Here is a 25,499-nt window from a genome sequence, read left to right as displayed (position 1 = left end):
GGGGCTGTCCCGCGGGGGCGCGCTGTGCTAGGGCCGGCCCCACAGAACATCGTGGCGGACACGCTCGACCTCGTCGATCGTGTCGGCGACGACGCTCGAGATGCCGCCTCCGGCCAGGTCCTCCCCGACCGCGACGATGCGCCCGAGCGGCGCGATGCGGGCGCGCAGGGCGGCCGCACGCTCGGCGTGACCGAGCGTCGACGACGGCGGCGCGAGGAACGCGGTGCGCTGCGCACTCGCCCGGATCGCGCCGATGCCCGGCCACAGCCGCGTGAGGTCGCGCGCCGCGAGAGCCAAGGGGTCATCGCCGCCCTGGTCGGGATCGACGGTGACGCGGAAGACGCGCCGCGCGGGGCCGGACGCGGCACGCACGCTCGGCCAGGCGGCGCCGGCGTCGATGACGGATGCCGCGGCCATCGCGCCCGGCACCGGGTACACGGTCGCCGGGCCGGCGGCGCTGGTGCCGGCATCCATCACGAGGGTGACGACCTCGCGGGCGGGGCGGGCGGGGGCGTCGAGCGTGACGCCGAGCGGGGCGAGCAGGGTCGACGCGGCGGGCGCACCGGCCGCGAGGACGACGATGTCGGCGGGCAGCGGCTGAGGGACGCCGTCGTCGCCCCGATCGACGGCGTCATCGCCGCCGTCGACGTGGACGAGCCAGCCCGTCTCGGTGCGGGAGAGCGCGGTGACCGCGTGCCCGACGCGGATGTCGGCGTCGAGGGTGAGCAGCCGCTCGGCGAGCGCCTGGACGAGGCGGCCCATGCCGCCGCGCAGGGTGGCCCTGCGGGCCCGGGGCGGCTCGGCGCCGTCCTCCGACCGCGCCGGGAGAAGCTGGTCGACGGCGCCGCCGAGCGAACCCGCCCGCGTCAGCGCTGCGCTGAGGCCGGGCACCGCGAGGTCGACGTCGATCTCGTCGGGGTCGACTCCCCAGGTGCCGATCGTGAGCGGGGCCACGAGCCGGTCGCGGATGCGCGCTCCCATCCGTGTGCGCACGAGGGCGCCCAGGCGACGCTCGCGGCCGATCGTCAGCGGAGGCCGCAGGCGGTCCAGGTAGGCCCGCCAGACGCCCGCGCTTCCCACGAGGCGGCGCACGGCCGGCGCCCACACGTTGGCGGGGATGCCGGCGCGGTTGGCGGGCAGCGGCACGACGTGCAGACCGTCACCGGCCGCGACGGCGACGGCGACGCTCTCGTCGGCCGCGGGCTCGACGTCGGCGCGCAGCTCGAGCTGGTCGATCAGGTCGGCGAGGGCGGGGGCGGAGAGCGAGAACACCTCGGCGGCCAGGTCGATGTCGATCCCGTCGAGCGTCGCGGTCTCGATGGCTCCACCCACGCGGGTGCCGGCTTCGAGGAGGACGACCGGCATCCCGATGCGCGCGCACTCCCACGCGGCCGTCAGGCCGGCGATCCCCCCACCGACGACGACCACGCGGGTGGCGCGGGCACGGTCGGCGAGGGTGGGTTCGGCGCGCTCGGACACGTCCCCATCCTCCCATCCCGTCTGCGCCGGGGCGCCCGCGCACGACGTGACCCGTGCGTGGTGCTCAGAACGGTGGTGGGTCGTCGGTGTGCGGGACGAATCGGACGCGTCCGGGTGGGTGGTCCTCGTAGTGGCGTCCGGTGGGTGAGGTCCATTCGAGGGTTCCGCCGCCGAGGTGTCGGACCCGCCAGGCGGTGTGGTGCTTCACGGTGTGGTGGCGGCGGCAAAGGTGGGCGAGGTTGTCAGGTGCTGTGGGGCCGCCTTCTGCGGCTGCGGTGGTGTGGTCGCGGTCGCACCGGTGGGCGGGGCGGGTGCAGCCGGGGGTGCGGCAGCGCTCATCCCTCGCAGCCAGGTAACGGCGGATTTCCGCACTGGGTCGGTACCGGTCGACGGCGACGGGGATGCCGGTGGTCGGGTCGATGAACACCCGATCCCAGCCAGGTGCGAGCCCCGCCAGCCGGCGGGCCATCGTCGGGTCGATGGGCCCGTACCCGGCGAGCAGGGCCGGGCCTCCGTCGGGGTCGCCGGCGAGGGTCAGCGCGGGCACGGTGACCTGGATTCGTGCGGTGATGGCATCGAGGCCGGCGCCGGTCGCGGTCGTGGACGGGGTGCTCGTGAGGAGCAGGTCACTGAACACGTCCGCGCGGACCTGATCGAGCGTGCGAGCATCCGTCCCGCCGGTGGGACCGGTCCGCAGACACTCACCACCCGCATCGCCGCCGCCTACATCGCCGCCATCAGCATCGTCGTGACCACCGTTGCCGTCGGGATCACCGTCAGCCGGCTGGTCGAGGATGCCGCGGGCACGGGTCGTGAGGCTGTCGTGGATCGCCTGGGCGAGCGGGGCGGGAAGATCCGCGATCAACCGCGCCATCCCGTCGCCGAGGGGGAACAGACGCACCGACCGGGAGTCGTACGCGCGGCGGGCGGCCTCGGTGAACGCGGCGGGATCGATCGTCGCCGCGATCGCCTTCACAGCCGCCGCCATCCGGGCCGGGGACTCCGACTGCGCGACATCCAGAGCGAGGGCCTCGAATCGGGCACGGTCGGCCTCGGTGCGCAGCAGCCCGCCCGTGCGACCGATCGCCCACGCGTGACCGGCATCGATCCGCCCCTGCCCCCAGATCTCCAGCGTGGTCGGGAACTGCTCCCGCAGCAGGTACGCCTCCGACATCCGTCGCTGCACGCCCCGATCCGACACCCGCAGCGCCATCGCGAGCTCCAGCGCGACTTCCCGCAAGGGCAGATCAGCCTCACCCGACCGCACCGACCGTCCCTGCTGCAGCGCCTCCTGACGCAGCAGCGCCACCCGATCCGCGACCACATCGACCGCCGCCGCGCACAACCGCGCCTCCGCCGCCTGCGCCCGGGCCGCACGACGGCGCGCATCGACGACGCCGGACACCAGCACGGCCAACGCCCGCCACACCGATCCCGGCGATCCCGGCGCCTCCACCACAGCGCGCATGACTCCCCCACCGGCACACGCCGGAGAACACGACCCGCATCACGAAGGGGGCACGCGCGGGGCTTCTTCATCCCAGTATAGAACAAATCTTCGAATCCCGCACGCAGGAACGCGGGAGTGCGGACCTAGAGTGGAGCCGTGCGGCTCACCTACTTCGGCGGTCCGGCGTGGGATGCCGGCCCCCTGCCGGCGCGCGGACGCGGGCAGGAGGGACTTCTCTTCCGTCTCGCCGTCGACGCGGGCACCGTCGTGTCGGTGCGGGCGCTGGCCGACGACCTCTGGTCGTTGGATGCGCCCGACGACCCGCGCGCCGCGCTGCAGTCCCTCGTCTCGAGGCTGCGCCGCGCCCTCGGGGCCGCGACGATCGCGTCGGTGTCGGGCGGCTACCGCCTCACGATCGGCCGAGACGAGATCGATCTCACACGCTTCCAGGATCTCGTGTCGGAGGCCCGGGCCGCGGGCGACCCCGCCGCGGCGGCCGCGCTCGCACGCCGAGCGATCGCCCTCTGGGTGGGCGATCCGTGGGTGCCGGACGGGTTCGACTGGGCCCTGCGCGACCTCCTCGAAGACCGCGCCCACGCGGAGCGCCTCGTCGCCGCGGACGCCGCGACACCCGCCGCCGCACCGGACGCCGACGCCCCCGCCGCCTCCCGTGCGCCCGCCGTGCCGGCGGCGCTGACGCCGCTCATCGGCCGCGGCGACGAGCTGACGACCATCGCGGCGCAGCTGCGCGCGGAGCGACTCGTCACCGTCATCGGTCCCGGCGGCGCCGGCAAGACCACGCTCGCCCTGGAGACGGCGCGCCGAACGCCCGACACGCTCTTCGTCGAGCTCGCCCCGGCCGCGGCGGCCGAGATCTGGGCGGCCATCGCGGCGTCCGCCGGCCGCGGCATCCGGCTCGGCGAGACCCCGCCGCGTCGCGAGGAGAGCGACCGCGACCGCGTCGTCGAGGCCCTGCGCGGCCGTGACGTGCTCGTGGTGCTCGACAACTGCGAGCACGTCAGCGCGGCCGCGGCGGCCGTCGCGCGAGATCTGCTGGCCGCCCTGCCCGCGGCGCGGATCCTCGCCACGAGCCGCGAGCCCCTGGGCGTGCCCGGCGAGGCGTTCGTCGCGCTGGGACCGCTGCCCGACACCGACGCCGTCGAGCTCTTCGAGCGGCGCGTGCGTGCCGCGCGCGGCACGCCGCCCGACGCCGCCGAGGCGGAGACCACCGCGCGCATCGTCCATCGGCTCGACGGGCTCCCGCTCGCGCTCGAGCTGGCGGCGGCGAAGGCCCGCACGCTCACCCTCGCGGAGATCGACTCCGGCCTCGACGACCGGTTCGCTCTCCTGGGCTCGGGGCCCCGCGTCGCCGATCCGCGGCACCAGACCCTGCGCGCCCTGATCGACTGGAGCTGGGAGCCGCTGCCCACGGACGAGCGGACGGCGCTGACGGCGGCATCCGTCTTCGCGGACGGCGTCGGCGTGCGGGATGCCGCCGCCGTCGCCGCGGCGTTCGGAACGCGACCCGAGGCGTTCGACGCCCTCGTGGACCGCTCCCTGCTGACGCGCACGCACGGGCGGTTCCGCCTGCTGGAGACCGTTCGCGAGTACGGCCGCGAGCGTCTGCGCGCGGAGGGCCGCGAGCGCGAGGCGCAGATCGCCGCCGCGCGCGTGCTCGCGGCGCTCGGCGCCCAGCACGAGCAGCAGCTGCGCGGTCCCGGGGTGCGCGACGGGCTCGCCTGGTTCGACGAGAACGACGAGTCGCTGTCCGCCGCGATCCGGCTCACCCAGACCGACCCCGACCTCGGCGACCTCGGCCGGTCGCTCGTGCGCGCGACCGTGTGGCCGTTCTTCATGCGTGAGCGGTTCGGCGAGCTGCGCGGCGCGATCGAGCGGGTCGCGCACACCGACGGCGTCCCCGAGAGCGAAGCGGCCGTCGTGCTCGACGCGCTGCTGCTCATGATCCCCTCCTTCACGGTGGCGGCGTCCGCCGATCCGCTCCCTCCCGCCGAGGTGGACCGCTTTGCCCGCCGCGCCGCCGAGATCTCGACGGGCGCCGCCCGGCACCCCTCCGAGCTGTCCCTCGCCGTCGCCGCCCTCCTGCGGGCGGCGTCGCGCTCGCTCATCGAGAGCGGCGGCCGCCGCATCCGGTCGTGGAACTTCTCGGCCCACGACGAGGCCGCCGCCGATGCGCCGCCCTGGACGCACGCCTTCCTGGCCGTGCTCGACGCGGCATCCGCGCAGAACAGTGGCGACATCGCGACCCTCGAGACGGCGAGCGCCCGGGCCCTGCGGATGTTCGAAGACCTGCAGGATCCGTGGGGCCTCGCGCTGGCGAGCCAGCTGCGCTCCGAGTGGCTCGTGCTGCAGGGCCGCCTCGACGAGGCGCTCGCGGTGTCGGACGCGGCGGCGGAGGGGTTGGCGGGCCTCACCTCGATCTGGGACGTCATCCAGCAGAGCTCGCTCACCCTCGGCATCCTGGCGCGGCTCGGACGCTTCGACGAGGCCCAGCAGCGCCTGGAGGAGGTGCGACGCCTCGCCGAGCTCGACGGATCCAGTCGTGCGCTGTTCCAGTACCACTCGACGGCCGCCTCGCTCGCGATCGCCGCCGAGGATGCGGAGGCGACCCTTCGCCATCTGGAGGCCATCCCCGCCGCCGCGATCGGCGACCCGCAGCCGCAGCTGCAGGCCTGGGCGGGTGCCCGCCGCGCCCAGGGGCTGCTGCTGCTCGGACGGACGGACGAGGCGCGCGATGCCTTGCGCGAGACCCTGCCGGTCGCCTTCGCCGCCGACGATCAGCCGATCGCCGCCGACGTGGTGCTCGCGACGGCGGCGTGGCTCGCCGCCGTCGGCCGTACGGATGCCGCGCGGCGGGCGTTCGCGGCATCCGTGCGTCTGCGCGGCGGCGCCGACGTCACCGACCCCGCCTTCGCGCGGCTGCGCGCCGCGCTGGGCGATCCCGATCCGGCACTGCCGCTGCGCGACGCAGAGGACGGCGGCGAGGACGTGGATGCCCTCGCCGCCTTCCTCGACTGACCCCGCGGTCGGTCAGGCCTTGCGCATGTAGGCGCGCACCGTGAGCGGCGCGAACACCGCGACGATGACCGCAGCCCCCACCAGCGAGGTCCAGAAGTCCGTCCCGATGGTGCCCGCGTTGGCCAGGTCGCGCACCGCCGTGACCAGGTGCGAGATCGGGTTGATGCTCGCGAACCAGGCCAGCGGCGCGGGCAGCGAGTCGATCGGCACGTAGGCGTTCGACAGGAACGTCAGCGGGAACAGGATCAGCATCGAGATGCCCTGCACGCTGGAGGCGGTGCGGGCGACGACCCCGAAGAAGGCGAAGATCCAGCTGATCGCCCACGAGCAGGCGATCACCAGCAGTCCCGCCGCGACCACGGCCCCGAGGCCTCCGGCCGGACGGTAGCCCATGAGGAAGCCCACGACGAAGGTGATGGTCGTGGCGATCGCGTAGCGGAGGGTGTCGGCCAGCAGGGCGCCCGACAGCGGGGCGATGCGGGCGATCGGCAACGACCGGAACCGGTCGAAGACGCCCTTGTCCATGTCCTCGCGCAGCTGCGTGCCGGTGACGACGGAGGTCGTGATGACGGTCTGGACCAGGATGCCGGGAATCAGCGCCGGCAGGTAGCTCTCGACGTTTCCGGCGATCGCCCCGCCGAAGATGTAGGCGAACATCAGCGTGAAGATGATCGGCTGCACCGTCACGTCGACGAGCTGCTCGGGCGTGCGGCGGATCTTCACGAGACCGCGGTAGGCCATGGTCAGGGTGTTCTCGACCGTCTGGCGCAGGCTCGTGCGGTTCGACAGGCGACGCTCGGATGCCGGGGTGATGGGGGTCAGGGCGATCGGGGTCGGGGTGATGGTGGTCATGCGCGGACCTCCGTGGTGGCGGCGTTGGCGGTGGGGGCGTCGGCGGACGCGGGGTCGGTGGCCGCGGCATCCGCCGGTCGGCCGGTGATGGTGAGGAACACCTCGTCGAGCGTCGGCTTCTGCACGCTCATCTCGGTGAGGTGGATGCCGGCCTCGCGCAGGGTGATGAGCAGGTCGGCGACCCGGTCGGGGTCGGCCATCGGCGCCGTGATGCGCGCGGCCTCCGGCGACAGCGCGCCGCGCACGCCGAGCACCTGCGCGATCGCGCGGAGGGCGTCGTCGGTGTCGGCGGCGTCGGCGAGCCGCAGGATCAGCGAGGAGGTGCCGACCGACGCCTTGAGGTCGTCGGCGGTGCCCTCGGCGACGACCCGGCCGTGATCGATCACGGCGATCCGGTCGGCCAGCTGGTCGGCCTCGTCGAGGTACTGCGTCGTGAGCACGACGGTGGAGCCCGTCGCGACCAGCTCGCGGATGGTGTCCCACATCTGTCCGCGCGTGCGCGGGTCGAGGCCCGTCGTCGGCTCGTCGAGGAAGATGAGCGGCGGCTGCGCGAGAAGGGATGCCGCGAGGTCGAGCCGGCGCCGCATGCCGCCGGAGAACTTCTTGAGCGGCCGGCGCGCGGCATCCGTCAGAGCGAAGCGCTCGAGCAGGTCGGCCGCCTTGCTCTTCGCCTCGGCGCGGGACAGGCCCAGCAGCCGACCGAAGATCATGAGGTTCTCGGTCGCCGACAGGGTCTCGTCGACCGAGGCGAACTGGCCGGTGACGCCGATGAGCTGGCGCACGACGTTCGGCTCGCGCATCACGTCGTGGCCGAAGATCTCGGCGCGGCCGCCGTCGGGACGCAGGAGCGTGGCGAGCATGTTGATGGTGGTGGTCTTGCCGGCGCCGTTGGGGCCGAGCACACCGTAGACCGTGCCGGCCTCGACCGTCAGGTCGACGCCGTCCACGGCCCGGTTGTCGCCGAAGACCTTCACGAGGCCTTCGGCGCGCACCGCGAGGGTGGGTGTGGAAGTGGAGGAAGTGGTCATGTCATCCACTGTGCGCCGGAGGCGCTGCCGCCCCGCTGTCACGAGCAGGATGCCGCTGTCACGGCGCTGTCACGGTGCGTCTGCGGGTGACACACTCGATGTATGAGCCTGCACATCACCGACGACCCGGCCGCCGACACCCTGCTCACCGACAACCCGCTCGCGCTGCTGATCGGCATGCTGCTCGACCAGCAGGTGGCCATGGAGACGGCGTTCAGCGGCCCGTTGAAGATCGCGGAGCGCATCGGCGCCGTGGATGCCGCCACCATCGCCGGCTACGACCCCGACGCGCTCGTCGCCGCCTTCCAGCAGTCGCCCGCGGTGCACCGCTACCCCGGGTCGATGGCGGGTCGGGTGCAGACCCTCTGCCGCACCCTCGAGCAGGACTGGGGCGGGGATGCCGCGGCGCTGTGGACCGAGGGCGAGCCCGACGGCCCCACCGTGCTGAAGCGGCTGAAGGCGCTGCCGGGCTTCGGCGAGCAGAAGGCCAAGATCTTCCTCGCCCTGCTCGGCAAGCAGTACGGCTTCACGGGCGCCGGATGGCGCGAGGCCGCCGGGGCCTACGGCGAGGAGGGGTCGTACCGGTCGGTCGCGGACATCGTCTCGCCCGACTCGCTCGCCAAGGTCCGCGAGTTCAAGAAGGCGGCGAAGGCGGCGGCGAAGCGCTGAGGCGTCGCGGCCGGGAGGAAGACCCCCGGCCGTTGAGCGAGCGCAGCGAGTCGAAACGCCCCCAGCGCACCGGCTCAGCCCTGCACGAACAGATACCCGCGCTCGTCGTCGAAACCGCCGATGACCAGGCCGCGGCTGTAGTGGCCGAGCATCTCGTCGCGCACGCGCAGTCGCCACGCGGCCGCCTCGGTCGGGTCGGTGCGCCGCAGCGCCTCGATGTCATCGGGGATCTGCACCGTCGCCACGACGTCCGCGGCATCCGGCTCGCGCACTGGAGCGGAGGCGAGCGCCCACGCCACCAGCAGGCGGTCGCTGTCGACGCCCTGGCCGCGCTGGTCGAGCTCGGCGCCGTCGTAGGCCGAGCCGTACTGGTCGACGAGGTACTGCACGAACCGCACGCCGATCGTCTTGGCGTTGAAGTGGGCGTTGCGGCGCACGAGCGGGTCGAACGTCCAGGTGACGGTGCCGATGTCGCGGGCGATGGCCCACTGGCGCTGCTGCTGCTTGAGGAGGCGTCCGAACCCGCGGCGCTGGTACTCCGGCAGCACGCCGGTCACGTGCGAGTGCATCGCGTGCTGCTCGGGCGGCGAGAAGAACGCGACGGATGCCCCGACGATGCGATCGCCGTCGTAGAGACCCACCACGTAGTTGCCCGAGTACTGCAGCGCCCGCATGAGCGGCGCCGGCAGCGGATCGCGCCCACCCCAGATCTCGACGAGGATGCGATGCGCGGCGAAGATCTCGTCGAGCGTGTCGAGATCGCGGATGCTGAGCGTGGACTCGGATGCGCCGGATGCCATGCCTCCACGGTAGCCGTTCGACGGCGACCGTCGCGGCGGCGATCGGTGGATGCCGCGGCTCAGGCGCCGCGCAGGCGCTCGCCGAGGTAGCCCACGAGCGCGTCGAGGGCGATGCGCTCCTGCGCCATGGTGTCGCGATCGCGCACGGTGACGGCCTGGTCGTCGAGCGAGTCGAAGTCGACCGTCACGCAGAACGGCGTGCCGATCTCGTCCTGCCGGCGGTAGCGCCGACCGATGGCCCCGGCGTCGTCGAAATCGACGTTCCAGCCCTGCGCGCGCAGGTCGTCGGCCACCTGGCGCGCCAGCGGCGAGAGACGCTCGTTGCGCGAGAGGGGCAGCACGGCGACCTTCACGGGAGCCAGGCGCGGGTCGAGCGCGAGCACCGTTCGGGTGTCGGTGCCGCCCTTGGCGTTGGGCACCTCCTCCTCGCGGTACGCGTCGACCAAGAACGCCATCATCGCGCGGGTGAGACCGAACGAGGGCTCGATGACGTAGGGCGTGTACTTCTCACCCGAGGCCTGGTCGAAGAAGGTGAGCGACTGGCCGGACGCCTCGGAGTGGCTCTTGAGGTCGTAGTCGGTGCGGTTGGCGACACCCATGAGCTCGCCCCACTCCTTGCCCGGGAAGCCGAAGCGGTACTCGACGTCGATGGTGCCGGCGGAGTAGTGCGCGCGGTCCTCCTCGGGCACGTCGAACCGCTTCATGTTGGCGGGGTCGACACCGAGGTCGACGAACCAGTTCCAGCACGCCTCCACCCAGTGCTCGAACCACTGGTGCGCCTCGGCGGGCGGCGTGAAGTACTCGATCTCCATCTGCTCGAACTCGCGCGTGCGGAAGATGAAGTTGCCGGGGGTGATCTCGTTGCGGAAGGCCTTGCCGACCTGGCCCACGCCGAACGGCGGCTTGCGACGCGACGCCGTCAGCACGTTCGAGAAGTTGACGAAGATGCCCTGCGCCGTCTCGGGGCGCAGGAAGTACAGGCCCGACTCGTCGTCGACGACACCCAGGTAGGTCTTGACGAGACCGGAGAACGCCTTCGGCTCGGTGTACTGGCCCTTGGTGCCGCAGTTGGGGCAGGGGATGTCGGCGAGACCGTTCTCGGCGGGGCGGCCCTTGCGCGCCTCGAAGTCCTCGATGAGGTTGTCGGCGCGGAAGCGCTTGTGGCAGTGGAGGCACTCGACCAGCGGGTCGGTGAACGTGGCGACGTGGCCGGAGGCCTCCCAGACGCGCTTGGGGAGGATGATGCTCGAGTCGAGCCCGACCATGTCGGCGCGGCCGCGCACGAACGTCTGCCACCACTGACGGCGGATGTTCTCCTTGAGCTCCGTGCCGAGGGGGCCGTAGTCCCACGCCGACCGCGATCCGCCGTAGATCTCGCCGGCCTGGAAGACGAAACCGCGATGACGGGCGAGGGCGATGACTTTGTCGAGGCGGGACTGCTCGGCCACAGGTGGCTCCAAATGGTCGTGTCGCGAATGCGAAAAGGGTGTGGATGCCGAGAGCTCCGGCATCCGTCGAGTCTAGTCTTCCGCCGCAGCGGCTTCCCGGCCCACCCGTCCACGGATGAAGAACACCAGCACGAGCCCGACGATCATGACGGCCCAGTTCCCGAGGCTCGCGATCGTCCCGAGAGAGCCCGCCGCCGGGTACTGCGCGTGCATGAAGATGCTCGGGTCGGTGCTCGCGTGCAGCAGGATCGGCGCGATCAGCGTGCGCGTGACGCGCAGCGCGAGGTACATCATGATCCCGAAGAAGAAGGTGTAGATCAGCTGGATCGCCGTCGCGATCAGCGGCTGGCCGCTGAGCAGGTTGGTGGCGTGCAGCAACGCGAAGACGCCGGCGGACACGAGCGCGACCGCGATCTCCCGGTGTCCCGCCTCCCGCATGATGCGCACCACATAGCCCCGGGTGAGCGTCTCCTCCGCGAAGCCGATGAGGAGACCCGCGAGCATCCAGGTGAGGAAGTAGTCGAGCCCGACCTGGCTGTAGTCGATGCTCAGCAGGTGGAGGATGTTGAAGCCGACCACGATCGCGACGGCGATCCACATCCACCAGCGGCCACCGATCGGCTGCGTCGCGAACAGCCCTCTCAGCCAGCCGACGGAGGCACCGAAGACGACGAGGATCACGCAGCCGATGAAGATCGGCACGGCGTAGAAGATCAAGACGTTCGCAGCCGTCCCCGCCTCTCCCGCCAGGGGGACGAGCGGCGTCAGCGCCAGGGAGGCAAGCTCGTACAGAACGAGATAGCCGACGGCCAGGATGACCGCTTTCCACCACTGCCCGCGATTCCAGAACCGCGCCCACGCCGGTCCTGCGGAAAATCCACTCACTGCCTACTCCTCGTCACGCGTCTCCAGGCTGCCGAACCCTAGCGAAGCTAGACGCGGCGAACGGGGTTCGGCAACCGCGTTGCCCGGCCTGTTGAACTGAGGTATGCGAGCGGGCGGGTCCGGCGTGTTCGCGGGCCGGCTCAGTGCGCCCGGGCCGACCGCTTCGGCGTGCGGACGAAGAGCGTCTCGCTCTGCTCGAGGGGCATGCCCTTCGTCTCCGGGATCTTCCAGAGGACGAAGACGAAGGACAGCGCCGCGAAGACCGCGTACATGCCGTACGTGAACGGGAGAGAGAACGCCGCGAGCTGCGGGAACGTCCACGAGACGAGGAAGTTGGCGATCCACTGCGCCCCGGCCGCGACGCCGAGCGCCTTCCCGCGGATGCGGCTGGGGAAGATCTCGCCGAGCAGCACCCACACGATCGGGCCCCAGGAGGCGCCGAATCCGACGACGAAAAGGTTCGCCGCCACCAGGGCGATCGGCCCCCACGCCCCGGGCAGCGTGACCTCGCCGTCCACCGTCTGGGCGAACGCGAAGGCGAGCGCCATCGTGCCCAGGGAGAGCGCCATCAGGAGCGAGCCGGTCATCAGGATGGGCTTGCGGCCGATGCGGTCGACCAGGAAGATCGCGATCAGCGTGACGAGCACATTGGTCACGGACGTGAACACGCTGATCAGCAGCGAGTTGCTCTCATCGAAGCCGACGGCCCGCCAGAGCGTCGTCGAGTAGTAGAAGATCACGTTGATGCCGACCAGCTGCTGGAACGCCGACAGGATGATGCCGATCCACACGACGGGCTGAAGGCCGAGTGCCGAGCCCCGGAGGGAGGCGGTCCGGTTCTTGCGATCGTCCTCGATGCCGCTGATCAGCTCGTTCATCGTCTTGTCGAGGTCGGCCGCCGGGACGAGACGCTCGAAGATCGCCCGCGCCTCGTCGTTGCGCCCCTTGGCGAGCAGGAAACGCGGAGACTCCGGCATCGTCAGGGAGAGGATGCCGTAGACCGCGGCCGGGATGACGCCGATGAGGAACATCCAGCGCCAGGCCTCCAGCCCCCACCAGAGCACGTTGTCGGCGCTGCCGGCGGCGCCGGCCAGCACCGCGTTGCTCAGCAGGGCGGTGAAGATTCCGAGCGTGATCGCGAGCTGCTGCAGCGAGGCGAGGCTGCCGCGCACCTGGCGCGGCGCGACCTCCGCGATGTAGGCGGGGGCGACGACCGAGGCGATGCCGATCCCGATGCCGCCGAGCACGCGCCAGACGATGAGATCGGGGACGCTGAAGGTCAAGGCCGACCCGATCGAGCTGGCGAGGAACATCGCCGAGCCGAGCAGCATGACCCGAAGGCGCCCCCAGCGGTCGGACAGCGCGCCGGCGATGACCGCTCCCAGCGCACAGCCGAGAAGGGCGACGGCGACGACGAATCCGGTGAGGAGCGCGTCCTTCGTGTACGTGGACTCGATGGAGGAGACGGCGCCGTTGATGACGGAGGAGTCGAAGCCGAAGAGGAACCCGCCGACCGCGGCGGCGACCGACAGTGCGGCGGCCCGTCGCCCGTAGGGGCTCCTCATCGAGAACGTTCCGGCGGGGAGGGAGTCGGTCGTGGTCACTCGGAAAACGATAGCTCCGCGCCGCGGGGTGCGGGCGGACCTCCGCTCCGTCGGCGATCAGCTGAGGAAGGAGATGGCCACCGGGTAGGTGTACCACTCGCCCTTGTTCGCCTTCACGGCGGCGATGATCGAGAAGACGATGCGCACGACGTAGACGAGGGGGACGACGAGGAAGCCGATCAGCACGATCATCAGCACGTAGCCGACGACCTCGGCGATGAGCAGGGTGAGCTGGAAGTTGAGCGCGGTCGCGGTGTGCGCGCGCACGAACGGGCCGCGGTCCTTCAGCACGAGGTAGCCGATGAGCGCCGGAAGGAATCCGAAGAGGGCCCCGCCGACGTGCACGAGGGTCGCCCACATCTTCTCGTCGGACGGGTTCATCGGCTGCGGGCCGGGCTGCGGATACGGCGGAGTGGTCATGCGACCAGCGTAGAGGTCTGGACACGCCGGGTCCGAGGGGGTTATCCCGAGATCTGGGCGTTCCTCGGCATCCGGGGGCATCGTTCGATACGGTCGAAGGACATCGGCAACGCAAAGGAAAGTGGGTTCGTAACGTGGAGATTCTTGCCGCTGGGGGAACGCTCGTGATCGTCGGCATCGCCGTGGTCGCCGCGATCGTCCTCCTCATCTTCTTGCTCATCATGGTCCGCGCCTGGTACAAGGTCGCCAAGGCCGACCAGGCCCTGGTCATCGTCGGCAAGAACCAGAAGAACGCCAGCGGCGAGTCGTCGCGCATCTCGGTGATCACCGGGGGCGGCGCCCTCGTCAACCCGCTGACGCAGCGCGCCGAGATGATCTCGCTGCGCGCACGTCAGATCAAGATGGAGCCGACGGCGCAGGCCTCCAACGGTGTGACCGTCAACGTCTCGGGCGTCGCGCTGGTGAAGATCGGTTCGGATCCCGAGTTCGTCCGCCGTGCGGCCGAACGCTTCCTCTCGCAGGACGGCGCGATCGAGCAGTTCACCACCGAGCAGTTGGAGGGCGCGCTGCGCGGCGTCGTCGCGACCCTCACGGTCGAGCAGCTCATGAAGGACCGCCAGAAGCTCTCCGACCAGATCGCCGAGGGCATCAAGAGCGACCTGCTCGCGCAGGGGCTCATCCTCGACTCGTTCCAGATCCAGGGCGTCACCGACAAGAACGGCTACATCGACGCCCTCGGTGCCACCGAGGTCGAGCGCGTCCGCCGCGAGGCCGAGGTCGCCCGCATCAACGCCGCGCGGGAGGTGCGCGCCCGCCAGATCGCGACCGACGAGGCCAACCTCGTCGAGCAGACCGCGTTCGACAAGAACTCCGCCGCGGCGGCCGCCGAGGTCGGTCGGGCTCGCGCCGAGGCCGAGCAGGCCGAGGCCCTCGCGCGGGCCGAGCGCGAGCAGGCGGTGCTGCTGCAGGGTGCCGAGAACAAGCAGGCGCAGCTCGACGCCGACATCAAGAAGGTCGCCGATGCAGACCTCTACCAGCGCCAGCGCGCCGCGGATGCCGCGGCGTATGGCGAAGTGAAGGCCGCCGAGGCGCGTGCGCAGATCGCGGCGCAGGAGGCGGAGGCCACGCGCCTGCGCGCTCAGGCCGAGGCCGACGCGGTGCGCCTCGTCGGCGAGGCGCGGGCGTCCGCGATCGAGGCGGAGGCCGAAGCCCTCTCGAAGAACCAGGAGGCGTTGCTCGCACAGCGCGCCCTCGAGGCGCTCGTGCCGATGATGACCGAGTTCGCGCGCGGCTTCGACAAGGTCGGCTCGATCACGGTGCTCGGCGGCGAGGGCGCCTCCAGCCACATGGCGGCGGAGTCGGCCTCGAGCATGCGGGCGAGCTTCGACGCGATCCAGGCGGCCACCGGCATCGACCTGCGTCAGGTGATCCAGGGGCAGGCGACGGGTCGGGGGATGGCCCAGGGCCTGCGCGAGGAGCAGGCATCGCGCACGGATGCCGCGGCATCCGCCGAGGTCCCCACCCCCTGATCGGAGATGAAGCGAGGCGCGGGCGCCGGTCGTTCAGTGACCGGCGCCGTCGCCCTCGCCGCACCAGGCGGTGACCCACGCCAGCAGCTCCCCCTTGAGGGCAGGGCCGGCGGCGAGGGCGAACTGGCCGGGTTCGCCGTCGACCACGACGTCGACGACGAAGACGGTGCCGCGCTTGTCCTCCTGCACGGCGTGGGGGTCGCAGCGCGCCGGCACGAGCGGCAGCGCGATGGTCGTCGGGTCACGATGGCCGTCGGCGAGATCGATGTCCAGCGCGTACACGCCTCCCGTGGCGGCGGGAAACGTCAGCAGGTTCGTCTCGCGGATGCCGGTGAGCTCGACGTCGGCGGTGCCGCCGCGCGGGACGATCGACACCGACAGCGTCGCGGGCGCTCCCGGGGCCGACGGGGCGAACGCGGTGAGGTCGACGTCGGCGACCTGGCGCACGTGCTGCTCGACGCAGTCGCGCCGGTGGAGCGCGGCGAGGAACGGGAACAGCTCCGGCGCCGGCCCGGTCGCCCGGCCCGCCCGTCCGTCGATCACGTAGTCGAACGTCACGGTGCTCGCGGCATCCTGCGGGGCGTCGCACACCGCGCCCGGCAACTGCACGCGGACGTCGACCGTCGACCCCGGACCCAACGGAGAGACCCTGTCGACGATGCGCGTGGCGGGCGCCGCGAACCGGGGATCGTCGAGTCGGACCGCACCCACCTCGATCGCGACGTCGCCGTGGTTCTCGATCCGCACCTCGGCCTGCCGGTCGGCGACATCGGACCGCTGCTGGGTGACGACCACCGCGACCCCCGCCGGTGGCGGCCCCGGGCTGACGACCGGCGCCGCGTCGGCGGCGCACCCCGCGAGCAGCGCCGCCGCGATCACGGCCGCAGCGACGGCCGACCGGTGCCGCACGCGGCTCACCGCCGCAGTTCCACCCGCGCGACCGTCGCATCGTCGAGGGCGACGGGATCGATCTCCACGCCGATGCCCGGCGCGGTCGGCACGCGCACGTACCCGTCTTCCAGCACGATCGGGTCGCGCACGATGTCGCGCGCGTAGAAGCGGGAGGATGCCGAGACGTCGCCCGGCAGGGTGAAACCGGGCAGCGCCGCGAGGGCCGCGTTCGCCGCACGGCCGATGCCGGTCTCGAGCATGCCGCCGCACCACACCGGGACGCCCGCCTCTCGACACAGGTCGTGGACGCGGACCGCTTCGAGGTAGCCACCGACGCGTCCGGCCTTGATGTTGATGATGGCGGCGGCGCGCAGGGCGAGCGCGTCGCGCGCGGCCTTGGCCGACACGATCGACTCGTCCAGGCAGAGGGGCGTGCGCAGCCGTGCCGCCAGCGCGGCGTGGTCGACGATGTCGTCCTCCTGCAGCGGCTGTTCGATCAGCAGCAGGTCGAACCGGTCGAGCTCGGCGAGGGTGTCGGCATCGGCGAGCGTGTAGGCCGAGTTCGCATCCACCTGCAGCGCGATGGCGCCGAAGGCGTCCCGCACGGCGGCGGTGTCGGCGACGTCTCGGCCGGGCTTGATCTTGATCTTGATCCGTACGTAGCCCTCGTCGAGGTAGCCGGCCACGACATCGACGAGCGCGGCCGGGTCGCGCTGGATGCCGACCGACACCCCGCTCGGCACGCGGTCGACCGTGGCGCCGAGGTACTCGCCCAGCGGGCGCCCCTCGGCGCGGAGGGCCGCATCGAGGACGGCGAGCTCCAGGCCGGCCTTCACCATGCGGTGGCCGACGAAGGGCTCCAGCACGGCCGACACGTCCTCGGGCGAAAGGCCGCCGGAGGCGGAGGACCCGGCATCCAGCAGCGCCGGCACGAGGAAGCGCTGAGCCACGTCCCACGCGCCCTGCGTGTACTCGCTGGAGTACAGCGGCGCCTGCTGGGTGACGATCTCGCCCCACCCGTCGCCGCCGGCCGTGCGGGCGCGCACGACGATCGCCTCCCGCACGGTCTCGGTGCCGAACGACGTCGTGAAGGGCGAGACCAGCGGCAGGTGCACGACGCGCAGCTCGACGGCGTCGAGGCGCACGGGTGCGGCGGGGCGGGCGATCGGCATGCGCTCAGGCTACGCCGCGCGCGGGTGCGGCGGGCTCGTGCTCAGCGGTGGGCGCGCAGCACGGCGAAGCGCGGCGCGATGTAGGTGCTGCGACGCGGCGCCCGGGGCAGCAGGGCTCCGGTGATGGCGGTGATGAAAGTGCGCACGGCATCCGTCCTCTCGAGGTCTTCACTCAAGAGAGGGCGGATGCCGTGGCTTATGACGCGGGTTCGCGAAATCAGTCGTCGACGACGGTGACCGCGACCTCGATGTTGCCGCGCGTGGCGTTCGAGTACGGGCACACCTGGTGGGCGGCGTCGGCGAGCTGCTGCGCGACGGCGAGGTCGACGTCGGGGATGTTGACCTCGAGCGCGACGGCCAGCTGGAATCCACCCTGGCCGTTGGGGCCGATGCCGACGCGCGAGCCCACGCTGGAGCCTTCGATGCTCACCTTCTGGGCGCGAGCGACGCTCTGCAGGGCGCTGTGGAAGCAGGCCGCGTACCCGGCGGCGAACAGGAGCTCCGGGTTCGGGGCCTCACCGGCGCCGCCCATCTCCTTGGGGACGCGCACGTCGAAGTCGAGGATGCCGTCGGTGGTGCGGACGTGTCCGTTGCGGCCGCCGCCGGTGGCGAGGGCTTCTGCGGTGTAGAGGGTGTCCATGGTGGTTCCTTTCGTGGAGGTGGGAGGCGCGCCGCTCAGGCGGCGGTGCGCAGGTCGGCGGCGAGCGCGCGCATGTTGGCGGTGATGGCGGCGAGCTGTTCGAGCAGCTCGCCGAGGCCGCGGCCGCTGTCGACGAACGCGGGCACGAGGCAGCCGGCAGCCGCCACGACGTCGGCGTGGACCTCGCGCCCGGCGGCGGTCAGCGCGACGCGCACGACGCGTTCGTCGGCGGCGTCACGGCGACGCAGGACCAGACCGCGGTCCTCCAGACGCCGCAGCAGCGGCGAGAGCGTGCCGGAGTCGAGGCCGAGTTCGTCGCCGAGTCCGCTCACGGTGCGCTCGCCCGCGGCCAGCACGATCAGCGCCAGGTACTGCGGATACGTGAGCTTCCACGGCTTCAGCACTTCGCGATAGGCCTGCGTCGTGGCGTGCGAGGCGGTGTACATCGCGAAGCAGACGAACTCGTCGAGCGTGGCGGGAGCGGACATGAGGAAAGCATTGCACACAATTCAGTTGTGCACAATTTGTCTCGGGAGACGTGTCAGCGCGACAGCGTGAACCCGTCCGGATCGCCCTCCCGCGGCGGCCGCAGCTGCGGCGGCAGCGGCCACGGCAGGACGATCCCCTCGTGCGGCCGGCTCATGTCGCCGTAGTCGTCGACCTTGACGACGATCCGCGCGGGCGTCACCTCGACGAGCCGGACGCGCACCGGCTGCCCCTCACCGCGCTCGAGCATCCACGGCTCGGCCAGGAACGCGAGACCCCGCCGCTCGAGCGCGTCCTCGGCATCCAGCCAGTCGACGGATGCCGCGACCACCCGCCCCAGCACGTCGATCGCCGTCCAGGCGTCGCCGTCCGGCCGTATCCAGCCGAGACGTTCGCCGTCCTCCCGGCGGTGCACCGTCCAGTCCTCCGGAACGACGCCGCCGACGCTCACGCCGTCACCCCCTCACGGACGAACAGGTAGCCGCGGTCGTCGAATCCGGCGACCCTGAACCCGTCCTCGGTGAGCCCGAGGAACGCCTCCCGCACGCGGTACCGCCAGTCCAGCGCCTCACCGGGTGCCTCGCGTCGCAGCCGTTCGATGTCGGCGGGCACCTCCACGGTGGTGACGATGTCCTGCTCGCGCGGCGGGGCGGCGGGCGCATCCAGATCCCAGACGGCGAAGATGCGGTCGGTCTCGTCGCCGCGGTTCACCCCGTCGTCCATGGCGCCGTAGTGGTCCACGAAGTACGCGCCCACGCGCGCGCCGAGAACGCGCAGGTTGAACGACGCGTTGCGGGCGACGAGCGGATCGAAGGTCCAGGTGATGTGGTGCACGTCGCGCCCGAGCGCCCACTCCCGCTGATGCTGCTTGAGCAGGCGCCCGAGTCCCCGCCCCCGATACCCGCCGACGATGCCGGTGATGTGCGAGTGCAGCGACCGGTCGTCGGGAGCGGCGAAGAACCCGACCGACGCGCCGATCATGCGCTCCGCCGCGGGATCACCCTCCGTCGGGGCGGCGTACAGCCCGACGGCGTAGTTGCCCACGTGCGCGAGCGCCCTCAGGAGGTTCGCGGGCATGCCCGTGCGATCGCCGCCCCACACCTCGCTGAGCACGGCGGACGCCGCCGTGATCTGGGCCATGGTCTGCAGGGGTCGGATGCGGAACCCGTCGGGGGTCCGGCTGTCGAGGTCCGCCATGACGTCACCCTACGCCGGACCCCGACGGAGCCACCGCGCCGACCGGACGATAGCCTGAAACGATGGCTACCGACGACTCCGCGCGCAGACGGCTGGCGCGGATGCCGCCGCAGGGCGCCATCGTCGCCGTGCTGGCGCTGGCCGGCCTCGCCTCGTCGTTCATGTTCACGCTGGTCGTCCCGATCCAGACGCGCCTGCCCGACCTCCTGCACGCCGACCGCGACGACACGGCGTGGGTGGTCACCGCGACGCTCCTCGCGGCCGCCGTCATCACGCCGATCGCGGGGCGTCTGGGCGACATGTACGGCAAGCGCCGCATCGTGCTGGTGCTGCTGGCGACGCTCGTCGTCGGCTCCGTCGTCGCGGCGCTGTCGACGGGACTGGTCTGGCTGATCGTCGGCCGCGCCCTGCAGGGGGCCGTGACCGGCGTGATCCCCCTCGGCATCTCGATCCTGCGCGACGTGCTCCACGAGGACCGCGTCGACCCGGCCATCGCCCTCATCAGCGCGACCCTCGGCGTCGGCGGCGCACTCGGACTCCCCGTGAGTGCGCTCGTGACCGAGAACGCCGACTGGCACGCCCTCTTCTGGACGGCCGCCGCCCTCGGCGCGATCGTGTTCGTGCTCGTCCTGCTCGTCGTCCCCGTGAGCGTCCTGCGCACGGCGGGCCGCTTCGACTACGTCGGCGCGCTCGGTCTCGCGGTGGGCCTGCTCGGCATCCTGCTCGCCATCTCGCGCGGCGACGCCTGGGGGTGGGCGTCACCGGCGACCCTCGGCTGCGGCCTCGGCGGTGTGGCCGTCCTCCTCGTCTGGGGGTGGTACGAACTGCGGATCGCCGAGCCTCTGCTCGACCTGCGCGTCGCCGCCCGGCGCCCCGTGCTGCTGACGAACCTCGCGTCGGTCGCGATGGGGTTCTCGCTGTTCTCGTCCAACGTGTCCTACCCGCAGCTGCTCGAGCTGCCCGCACCGACCGGCTTCGGGCTCACGCTGCTGGCGGCGAGCCTGGTGATCATGCCGTCCGGCCTGGTCATGATGGTGCTCTCCCCGTTCTCCGGGCGCCTCGCGAGCACGGTCGGGCCGCGACGGCTGCTCATCCTCGGCGCGATCGCGCTGATCGCCGCCTACGGCTTCAGCCTGCTGTTCGCGTCGGCCGTCTGGCACATCCTCATCGCGAACCTCCTCATCGGCGTCGGCATCGGGTTCGGCTACGCCGCGATGCCCATGCTCATCATGCGCTCGGTGCCGCAGACCGAGACCGGAGCCTCCAACGGCCTCAACGCCCTCTTCCGCTCGCTGGGGACGAGCTCGGCCGCGGCGGTCGTCGGGGCGGTGCTCGCCGGCATGTCGACGGTGCAGGACGGACGCGCCGTGCCCACGGCATCCGCCTTCCAGGTGTCGTTCTGGCTCGGGCTCGCCGCCGCGGTCATCGCGCTCACGGTCGCGGCCTTCATCCCGCTGCGCCCCGCCGACGAGCACCACCCCGCGTTGCCGGCGGACCACTAGCCTCGCACCATGAGTCCGCGCCAGCCCGTCCTGCCCGCGCCCGCGTCCTCCGGAGACCGCGACACCCGGTTCTTCGGCCAGCCGTGGGCGCTCGCCCACGTGTTCGGTGTGGAGATGTGGGAGCGGTTCAGCTTCTACGGCATGCAGGGCATCCTGCTCATCTACCTGTACTACTCGGTGAGCGAGGGCGGCCTCGGCGTCGATCAGGGCGTAGCCGCCGGCATCGTCGGCGCGTACGGCGGCGCCGTCTACCTCTCCACGATCCTCGGCGCCTGGATCGCCGACCGGATCCTGGGCGCGGAGCGCGTGCTGTTCCTCAGCGCGATCGTCATCATGGCCGGCCACATCGCCCTCGCGCTGCTGCCGGGCTTCGTCGGCGTGGGCGTGGGCCTCGTGCTCGTCGCGATCGGCTCCGGCGGGCTGAAGGCCACCGCGACCAGCGTCGTGGGCACCCTCTACGGCCCGGACGACACCCGCCGCGACGGCGGATTCTCGCTGTTCTACCTCGGCATCAACCTGGGCGCGTTCGCCGGGCCGCTGCTGACGGGCCTCCTCCAGTCGAGCCTCGGCTTCCACTGGGGCTTCGGCCTGGCCGCCGTCGGCATGGCCCTGGGGCTCGTGCAGTACTCGTTCGGCCGCCGCCAGCTGCCCGCCGAGGCACGCGCGGTGCCCAACCCGCTGCCGCGCGAGCGCTACCCGCTGATGATCGGCATCGCGGTCGCCGGCGTCGTCCTCATCGTCGTCCTGGTGCTGCTCGGCGTCATCCGCGCCGACAACCTCGCCCTGATCGTGATCGTCACCGTGATCGGGGCGGCGATCGCCTACTTCGCGGTCATCCTGTCCAGCCGCCGGGTGGATGCCGAGGAGCGCAGCCGCGTGTGGGGATTCGTGCCGCTGTTCCTCACCTCGGTCGCCTTCTGGTCGCTGTACCAGCAGCAGTTCACGGTGCTGACGGTCTACTCCGACAAGCGGTTGAACCGCGACCTGTTCGGCTGGGAGATGCCGGTGTCGTGGGTGAACTCCATCAACCCGGTGTTCATCATCGTGCTCTCCGGCGTCTTCGCCGCGGTGTGGACGAAGCTCGGCGCGCGCCAACCCGCCACTCCGGTGAAGTTCGGCGTCGCCGCCATCGTGATGGGCGCGGCGTTCCTGCTGTTCCTGCCCTTCGCGGGCGGCGGCGAGAACTCGACGCCGCTGCTGGCCATCGTCGGCATCCTGTTCGTGTTCACCGTGGCGGAGCTGCTGCTCTCGCCGGTGGGCCTGTCGGTGACGACCAAGCTGGCCCCCGAGGCCTTCCACACCCAGATGGTGGCGCTGTTCTTCCTGTCGGTGGCGCTCGGCACCGCGATCGCCGGCCAGCTCGCGACCCTCTACGACCCCGACGACGAGGTGCCCTACTTCTCCGTGCTGGGCCTCATCGCGATCGGCGTCGGCGTGCTGCTGCTGCTCTTCGCGAAGCCGGTCCTCCGGCTCATGCGCGGCGTGCGCTGAGGCGGCATCCGCCCACCGGACGCGGGTGTCACCCGACGTCACACGTCCGCGCGGACGGCGCCGGTCGCCGTATCCTGGCGGTGGCTCGAAAACCGGAAGCCTCCGCCTTGAGCAGCCTGCGCCCCTCGCCGCTGCAAGAGCATTCTGACACTCGCCCGCCCCGCGGGCCATCGTCCTCAGGAGGAGACCCATGTCCGTCGCCACCACGACCTCCGGCAGCCTGCCCCGCACCGCCGCCCTCATCGAGGCGAACGCCTCGCGCACCCTCGCCGACGACGGCTTCACGCTGCAGTCGACGCCCGCGTTCGAGTCGTTGACCGCCCAGGCGGTCGCGGACGTCGTGGAGCGTCAGCGCGCCGCCGGCATCACCCTCGTCGGCGACGGCGAGTTCGGCAAGGCCATGTCGAACGCGGTCGACTACGGCGCCTGGTGGTCGTACTCGTTCCAGCGGGTGAGCGGCCTGTCGCTCACCGAGGTCAACGCGTTCAACGAGCCGCCGGTGCGCTCCGCGCCCGGCGAGATCCGCCTCACGAGCTTCCTCGACCGCCGCGATCGGCAGCTGTTCCCGGCCGTCTACGCCGAGGCCGTCGAGGCGGGGCGCACCGCCACCGCGTTCCCCACGACGACCGGACCGCTCGCGTACCGGGGTCACGATGCCGTGGCATCCGACATCCGTCACCTCACCGGCGCCCTCCGGGACGGCGAGCGGGGCTTCCTCACGGCCATCGCGCCCGGGTCTGCGGCGCGCGTGCGCAACGAGTACTACGCCGGCGACGAGGAGCACATCTTCGCGTGGGCCGACGCCCTGCGCGAGGAGTACCGCGCGATCGTCGACGCCGGGCTCATCCTGCAGCTGGACGACCCGTCGCTCGCCGAGAACTTCGACCAGATCAACCCGGAACCCTCGATCGCCGACTACCAGGCCTTCACGAAGATCCGCATCGACGCGATCAACCACGCCATCGCCGGGCTCCCCAAGGAGCAGGTGCGCCTGCACCTGTGCTGGGGGTCGTGGCACGGGCCGCACACCACCGACATCGAGCTGAAGGACATCCTGCCCGTCGTACTGCAGGCGAACGTCGGCTCGATCTCGTTCGAGGCCGGCAACGTCCGCCACGAGCACGAGTTCGGTGCGTGGGCGGATGCCGCCGTGCCCGACGACCTGGTGCTCGTGCCCGGCGTCGTCAGCCACGCGACCAACGTCGTGGAGCACCCGGAGCTCGTCGCGCAGCGCATCCGCCGGTTCACCGACATCGTGGGTGCCGACCGCGTCATCGCCTCGACCGACTGCGGGCTCGGTGGACGCCTCCACCCCGACATCGCCTGGGCGAAGCTCGAGACGCTCGGCGAGGGCGCCCGCCGCGCCTGATGGCACTCCGGCGCGTCCCCCGGGACGTTTCATGCCGGAATATCGGCTGCGCTCCGGCGAGGCGGGACAGAATCGAATCGGAAGCAGGTCGGGTCCGCGTCGACACCGTCGACGGCCCGCGAGTACGGCGCAGCGGGGGGATCAGCACCCTGCGCGATCGCGAGCTTGCGCAGCGACTCCACGTCTCTCGCACACCCGTCCGCGAAGCACTGATGCGCCTGGAGCGGATCGGCCTGGTCGAGATCGAACCCAGCCGTTTCACCCGCGTGACAGCGGTCGATGAGGCAATGGTCCGTCACCACCGCGAGCTCGCCGGCTACATGGCCGGGGTCGCCGCGCACATGGCCATGCCGCGATCGCGTTGACGCGGGTGCTGGGACGCGGACCGTTGCGCCGCGTCGCCACCGAGGTGCAGCATGTCGAGTGCGCCGAGCTGCGCACCGCGATCGTGACGCGCGACGTGGAGCGGGTCGAGCGGCTGATCCGCGTGCTGCACGGCATCCCGTGAGCGCGCACGAGACACGGGCGCCGATCCGGCAGAATCGATCCATGGCTCCCGTGCACGATCCCCACCTTCCCGCCGACCACGCGTGCCTCATCGTGCACGGTAGCGACAAGCCCGGCATCGTCGCGGCCGTATCGGCGATGATCACCCGCATCGGCGGCAACATCGTCGCCTTCGACCAGTTCTCCGACGACCACCGCGGCGGCGCGTACTTCCAGCGGGTCGTGTTCCACCGCCCCGACTTCGCCCTCGAGCGCCCCGCGATCGAGGCGGACATCGCTCAGACCCTCGCGGGCTTCGAGCTGGAGTGGTCGCTGACCGATCAGTCGGTACCCAAGCGCATGGCCATCCTCGCCTCGAAGCAGGACCACTGCCTGCTCGACCTGCTGTGGCGCCACCGCCGCGGCGACCTGCCGGTCACCATCCCCATGGTGATCTCGAACCACACGACGACGGCCGAGGACGTCCGCAGCTTCGGCGTGCCGTTCTTCCACGTGCCGTCGGTCGCGGGCCCCGACAAGTCGGCGGCGGAGGAGGAGATCCTGAAGCTTCTCGTCGGCAACGTCGACTTCGTCGTGCTGGCGCGCTACATGCAGATCCTCTCGCCCGAGTTCCTCGAACGCCTCGGCGTGCCCGTGATCAACATCCACCACTCGTTCCTGCCCGCCTTCATCGGCGCCGAGCCCTACAAGAAGGCCAAGGAGCGCGGCGTCAAGCTCATCGGCGCCACCTCGCACTACGTGACGGGCGATCTCGATGAGGGACCCATCATCGAGCAGGACACCGTGCGGGTCACCCACGCCGAGTCGTCGGCGGAGCTCGCTCGGCGCGGTGCGGACGTCGAGCGTCAGGTGCTCTCACGTGCCGTGCTGTGGCACGCCGAGGACCGGGTCATCCGCCACGGCAACCACACGATCGTCTTCTGAGCGGCGGCCCGGCCCGGCGGGCAGGTGACGGCCCGACCCCGGCGACCCGCCCCGCCCCGCCCACGCCGTGACGATCGTCGGACTTCTGGCTCCAGACGACCCCGGCAGGCCGCCCGCGGC

Annotated in this window: 24 protein-coding genes; 9 read left to right on the top strand and 15 right to left on the bottom strand. The window is 71.8% G+C overall.

All coding sequences use genetic code 11. The features are described from left to right. Positions 1-27: 27 nt before the first annotated feature. Together L0965_RS01475 and L0965_RS01470 are read right to left on the bottom strand one after the other, a co-directional pair. Entirely contained in the window at positions 28-1,479 is a 1,452-nt protein-coding gene (locus L0965_RS01475) for an NAD(P)/FAD-dependent oxidoreductase (RefSeq protein ID WP_101305406.1), read from the bottom strand. Between the two features lie 64 nt (positions 1,480-1,543). Beyond that, the gene (locus L0965_RS01470) at positions 1,544-2,947 is read right to left on the bottom strand and encodes an HNH endonuclease signature motif containing protein (RefSeq protein ID WP_101305405.1); all 1,404 of its coding nucleotides are present in this window, start codon (positions 2,945-2,947) and stop codon (positions 1,544-1,546) included. Between the two features lie 138 nt (positions 2,948-3,085). On the opposite strand from L0965_RS01470, the gene L0965_RS01465 reads away from it, so the two are divergent. After that, entirely contained in the window at positions 3,086-5,965 is a 2,880-nt protein-coding gene (locus tag L0965_RS01465) for an AAA family ATPase (protein WP_101305404.1), read from the top strand. A 12-nt stretch (positions 5,966-5,977) separates the two neighbouring features. Here the strand turns inward: L0965_RS01465 and L0965_RS01460 are convergent, their stop codons facing one another. Continuing rightward, positions 5,978-6,817, bottom strand: a complete 840-nt coding sequence (locus L0965_RS01460; protein WP_174524672.1) for an ABC transporter permease — start codon at positions 6,815-6,817, stop codon at positions 5,978-5,980. Further along, entirely contained in the window at positions 6,814-7,845 is a 1,032-nt protein-coding gene (locus L0965_RS01455; RefSeq protein ID WP_198553666.1) for an ATP-binding cassette domain-containing protein, read from the bottom strand. Before L0965_RS01455 ends, L0965_RS01460 begins: the two co-directional genes overlap by 4 nt. Before the next feature lie 102 nt (positions 7,846-7,947). Here L0965_RS01455 and L0965_RS01450 point away from each other — a divergent pair, with 102 nt between their 5' ends. Continuing rightward, positions 7,948-8,514 carry an HhH-GPD-type base excision DNA repair protein gene (locus L0965_RS01450; protein WP_101305403.1) on the top strand — a complete coding sequence of 189 codons (567 nt, stop codon included), beginning with the start codon at positions 7,948-7,950 and terminating at the stop codon, positions 8,512-8,514. A gap of 74 nt (positions 8,515-8,588) precedes the next feature. Here L0965_RS01450 and L0965_RS01445 read toward each other — a convergent pair whose 3' ends face one another. The 5 genes from L0965_RS01445 to L0965_RS01425 all read right to left on the bottom strand — a co-directional run bounded on the left by L0965_RS01445 (position 8,589) and on the right by L0965_RS01425 (position 13,671). Beyond that, a complete protein-coding gene (locus L0965_RS01445; protein ID WP_060959664.1) occupies positions 8,589-9,314 on the bottom strand; it encodes a GNAT family N-acetyltransferase in 726 nt (241 codons plus the stop codon). 59 nt (positions 9,315-9,373) lie between these two features. Then, complete coding sequence (locus L0965_RS01440; protein ID WP_101305402.1) at positions 9,374-10,762, bottom strand: glycine--tRNA ligase; 1,389 nt, start codon at positions 10,760-10,762, stop codon at positions 9,374-9,376. Between the two features lie 72 nt (positions 10,763-10,834). Beyond that, entirely contained in the window at positions 10,835-11,647 is an 813-nt protein-coding gene (locus L0965_RS16700) for a CPBP family intramembrane glutamic endopeptidase (protein WP_101305401.1), read from the bottom strand. Positions 11,648-11,787: 140 nt separating this feature from the next. Then, entirely contained in the window at positions 11,788-13,212 is a 1,425-nt protein-coding gene (locus L0965_RS01430) for a sugar porter family MFS transporter (protein WP_267956435.1), read from the bottom strand. Positions 13,213-13,308: 96 nt separating this feature from the next. Further along, the gene (locus L0965_RS01425; RefSeq protein WP_232783977.1) at positions 13,309-13,671 is read right to left on the bottom strand and encodes a DUF4870 domain-containing protein; all 363 of its coding nucleotides are present in this window, start codon (positions 13,669-13,671) and stop codon (positions 13,309-13,311) included. 164 nt (positions 13,672-13,835) lie between these two features. On the opposite strand from L0965_RS01425, the gene L0965_RS01420 reads away from it, so the two are divergent. Continuing rightward, on the top strand, positions 13,836-15,200 hold the full coding sequence (locus tag L0965_RS01420) for a flotillin family protein (RefSeq protein WP_101305398.1): 1,365 nt from the start codon (positions 13,836-13,838) through the stop codon (positions 15,198-15,200). 33 nt (positions 15,201-15,233) lie between these two features. On the opposite strand, the gene L0965_RS01415 is transcribed toward L0965_RS01420, so the two are convergent. The 6 genes from L0965_RS01415 to L0965_RS01390 form a co-directional block, all read right to left on the bottom strand. After that, positions 15,234-16,118, bottom strand: a complete 885-nt coding sequence (locus L0965_RS01415) for a hypothetical protein (RefSeq protein ID WP_101305397.1) — start codon at positions 16,116-16,118, stop codon at positions 15,234-15,236. After that, positions 16,115-17,263, bottom strand: coding sequence for an o-succinylbenzoate synthase (gene menC / locus L0965_RS01410; protein ID WP_061782215.1), 1,149 nt, complete (start codon positions 17,261-17,263; stop codon positions 16,115-16,117). Before menC ends, L0965_RS01415 begins: the two co-directional genes overlap by 4 nt. 217 nt (positions 17,264-17,480) lie before the next feature. Continuing rightward, complete coding sequence (locus L0965_RS01405; RefSeq protein WP_060959673.1) at positions 17,481-17,903, bottom strand: organic hydroperoxide resistance protein; 423 nt, start codon at positions 17,901-17,903, stop codon at positions 17,481-17,483. A gap of 35 nt (positions 17,904-17,938) precedes the next feature. Then, entirely contained in the window at positions 17,939-18,391 is a 453-nt protein-coding gene (locus L0965_RS01400) for a MarR family winged helix-turn-helix transcriptional regulator (protein WP_061782214.1), read from the bottom strand. A 53-nt stretch (positions 18,392-18,444) separates the two neighbouring features. Beyond that, positions 18,445-18,840 carry a hypothetical protein gene (locus tag L0965_RS01395; protein WP_101305396.1) on the bottom strand — a complete coding sequence of 132 codons (396 nt, stop codon included), beginning with the start codon at positions 18,838-18,840 and terminating at the stop codon, positions 18,445-18,447. Continuing rightward, complete coding sequence (locus tag L0965_RS01390) at positions 18,837-19,586, bottom strand: hypothetical protein (protein ID WP_060959676.1); 750 nt, start codon at positions 19,584-19,586, stop codon at positions 18,837-18,839. The genes L0965_RS01395 and L0965_RS01390 overlap by 4 nt, the downstream gene beginning before the upstream one ends. Positions 19,587-19,687: 101 nt before the next feature. Between L0965_RS01390 and L0965_RS01385 the strand changes: the two genes are divergently transcribed. The 6 genes from L0965_RS01385 (at position 19,688) to purU (ending at position 25,379) form a co-directional block, all read left to right on the top strand. Continuing rightward, positions 19,688-21,088, top strand: a complete 1,401-nt coding sequence (locus L0965_RS01385; RefSeq protein WP_101307135.1) for an MFS transporter — start codon at positions 19,688-19,690, stop codon at positions 21,086-21,088. Between the two features lie 9 nt (positions 21,089-21,097). Next, on the top strand, positions 21,098-22,579 hold the full coding sequence (locus L0965_RS01380) for a peptide MFS transporter (RefSeq protein WP_060959677.1): 1,482 nt from the start codon (positions 21,098-21,100) through the stop codon (positions 22,577-22,579). 190 nt (positions 22,580-22,769) lie between these two features. Further along, complete coding sequence (locus tag L0965_RS01375; RefSeq protein WP_101305395.1) at positions 22,770-23,948, top strand: cobalamin-independent methionine synthase II family protein; 1,179 nt, start codon at positions 22,770-22,772, stop codon at positions 23,946-23,948. Next, positions 23,948-24,313 (top strand): GntR family transcriptional regulator, encoded by a 366-nt coding sequence (locus tag L0965_RS16790; RefSeq protein WP_101305394.1) that lies wholly within the window; start codon positions 23,948-23,950, stop codon positions 24,311-24,313. Before L0965_RS01375 ends, L0965_RS16790 begins: the two co-directional genes overlap by 1 nt. Positions 24,314-24,318: 5 nt before the next feature. Continuing rightward, positions 24,319-24,456 carry a hypothetical protein gene (locus L0965_RS01365; protein ID WP_157831549.1) on the top strand — a complete coding sequence of 46 codons (138 nt, stop codon included), beginning with the start codon at positions 24,319-24,321 and terminating at the stop codon, positions 24,454-24,456. A 41-nt stretch (positions 24,457-24,497) separates the two neighbouring features. After that, positions 24,498-25,379, top strand: a complete 882-nt coding sequence (gene purU, locus L0965_RS01360) for a formyltetrahydrofolate deformylase (protein WP_101305393.1) — start codon at positions 24,498-24,500, stop codon at positions 25,377-25,379. Positions 25,380-25,499: the final 120 nt, after the last annotated feature.

This window comes from Microbacterium sp. NFH-22A-Y (assembly GCF_021401375.1).
Taxonomy (GTDB): Bacteria; Actinomycetota; Actinomycetes; order Actinomycetales; family Microbacteriaceae; genus Microbacterium; species Microbacterium hominis.
The sequence above is the reverse complement of the archived record's forward strand: the minus strand, read 5'-3'. Positions and strand labels throughout refer to the sequence as shown.

Bases quoted from the DNA above. Each gene is read 5' to 3' on its own strand.
- L0965_RS01470 (WP_101305405.1), bottom strand. From the start codon at position 2,947: ATGCGCGCTGTGGTGGAGGCGCCGGGATCGCCGGGATCGGTGTGGCGG.
- L0965_RS01460 (WP_174524672.1), bottom strand. From the start codon at position 6,817: ATGACCACCATCACCCCGACCCCGATCGCCCTGACCCCCATCACCCCG.
- L0965_RS01455 (WP_198553666.1), bottom strand. From the start codon at position 7,845: ATGACCACTTCCTCCACTTCCACACCCACCCTCGCGGTGCGCGCCGAA.
- L0965_RS01450 (WP_101305403.1), top strand. From the start codon at position 7,948: ATGAGCCTGCACATCACCGACGACCCGGCCGCCGACACCCTGCTCACC.
- L0965_RS01445 (WP_060959664.1), bottom strand. From the start codon at position 9,314: ATGGCATCCGGCGCATCCGAGTCCACGCTCAGCATCCGCGATCTCGAC.
- L0965_RS01430 (WP_267956435.1), bottom strand. From the start codon at position 13,212: ATGAGGAGCCCCTACGGGCGACGGGCCGCCGCACTGTCGGTCGCCGCC.
- L0965_RS01425 (WP_232783977.1), bottom strand. From the start codon at position 13,671: ATGACCACTCCGCCGTATCCGCAGCCCGGCCCGCAGCCGATGAACCCG.
- menC (WP_061782215.1), bottom strand. From the start codon at position 17,263: ATGCCGATCGCCCGCCCCGCCGCACCCGTGCGCCTCGACGCCGTCGAG.
- L0965_RS01405 (WP_060959673.1), bottom strand. From the start codon at position 17,903: ATGGACACCCTCTACACCGCAGAAGCCCTCGCCACCGGCGGCGGCCGC.
- L0965_RS01400 (WP_061782214.1), bottom strand. From the start codon at position 18,391: ATGTCCGCTCCCGCCACGCTCGACGAGTTCGTCTGCTTCGCGATGTAC.
- L0965_RS01390 (WP_060959676.1), bottom strand. From the start codon at position 19,586: ATGGCGGACCTCGACAGCCGGACCCCCGACGGGTTCCGCATCCGACCC.
- L0965_RS01385 (WP_101307135.1), top strand. From the start codon at position 19,688: ATGCCGCCGCAGGGCGCCATCGTCGCCGTGCTGGCGCTGGCCGGCCTC.
- L0965_RS01380 (WP_060959677.1), top strand. From the start codon at position 21,098: ATGAGTCCGCGCCAGCCCGTCCTGCCCGCGCCCGCGTCCTCCGGAGAC.
- L0965_RS01375 (WP_101305395.1), top strand. From the start codon at position 22,770: ATGTCCGTCGCCACCACGACCTCCGGCAGCCTGCCCCGCACCGCCGCC.
- L0965_RS16790 (WP_101305394.1), top strand. From the start codon at position 23,948: ATGGCACTCCGGCGCGTCCCCCGGGACGTTTCATGCCGGAATATCGGC.
- purU (WP_101305393.1), top strand. From the start codon at position 24,498: ATGGCTCCCGTGCACGATCCCCACCTTCCCGCCGACCACGCGTGCCTC.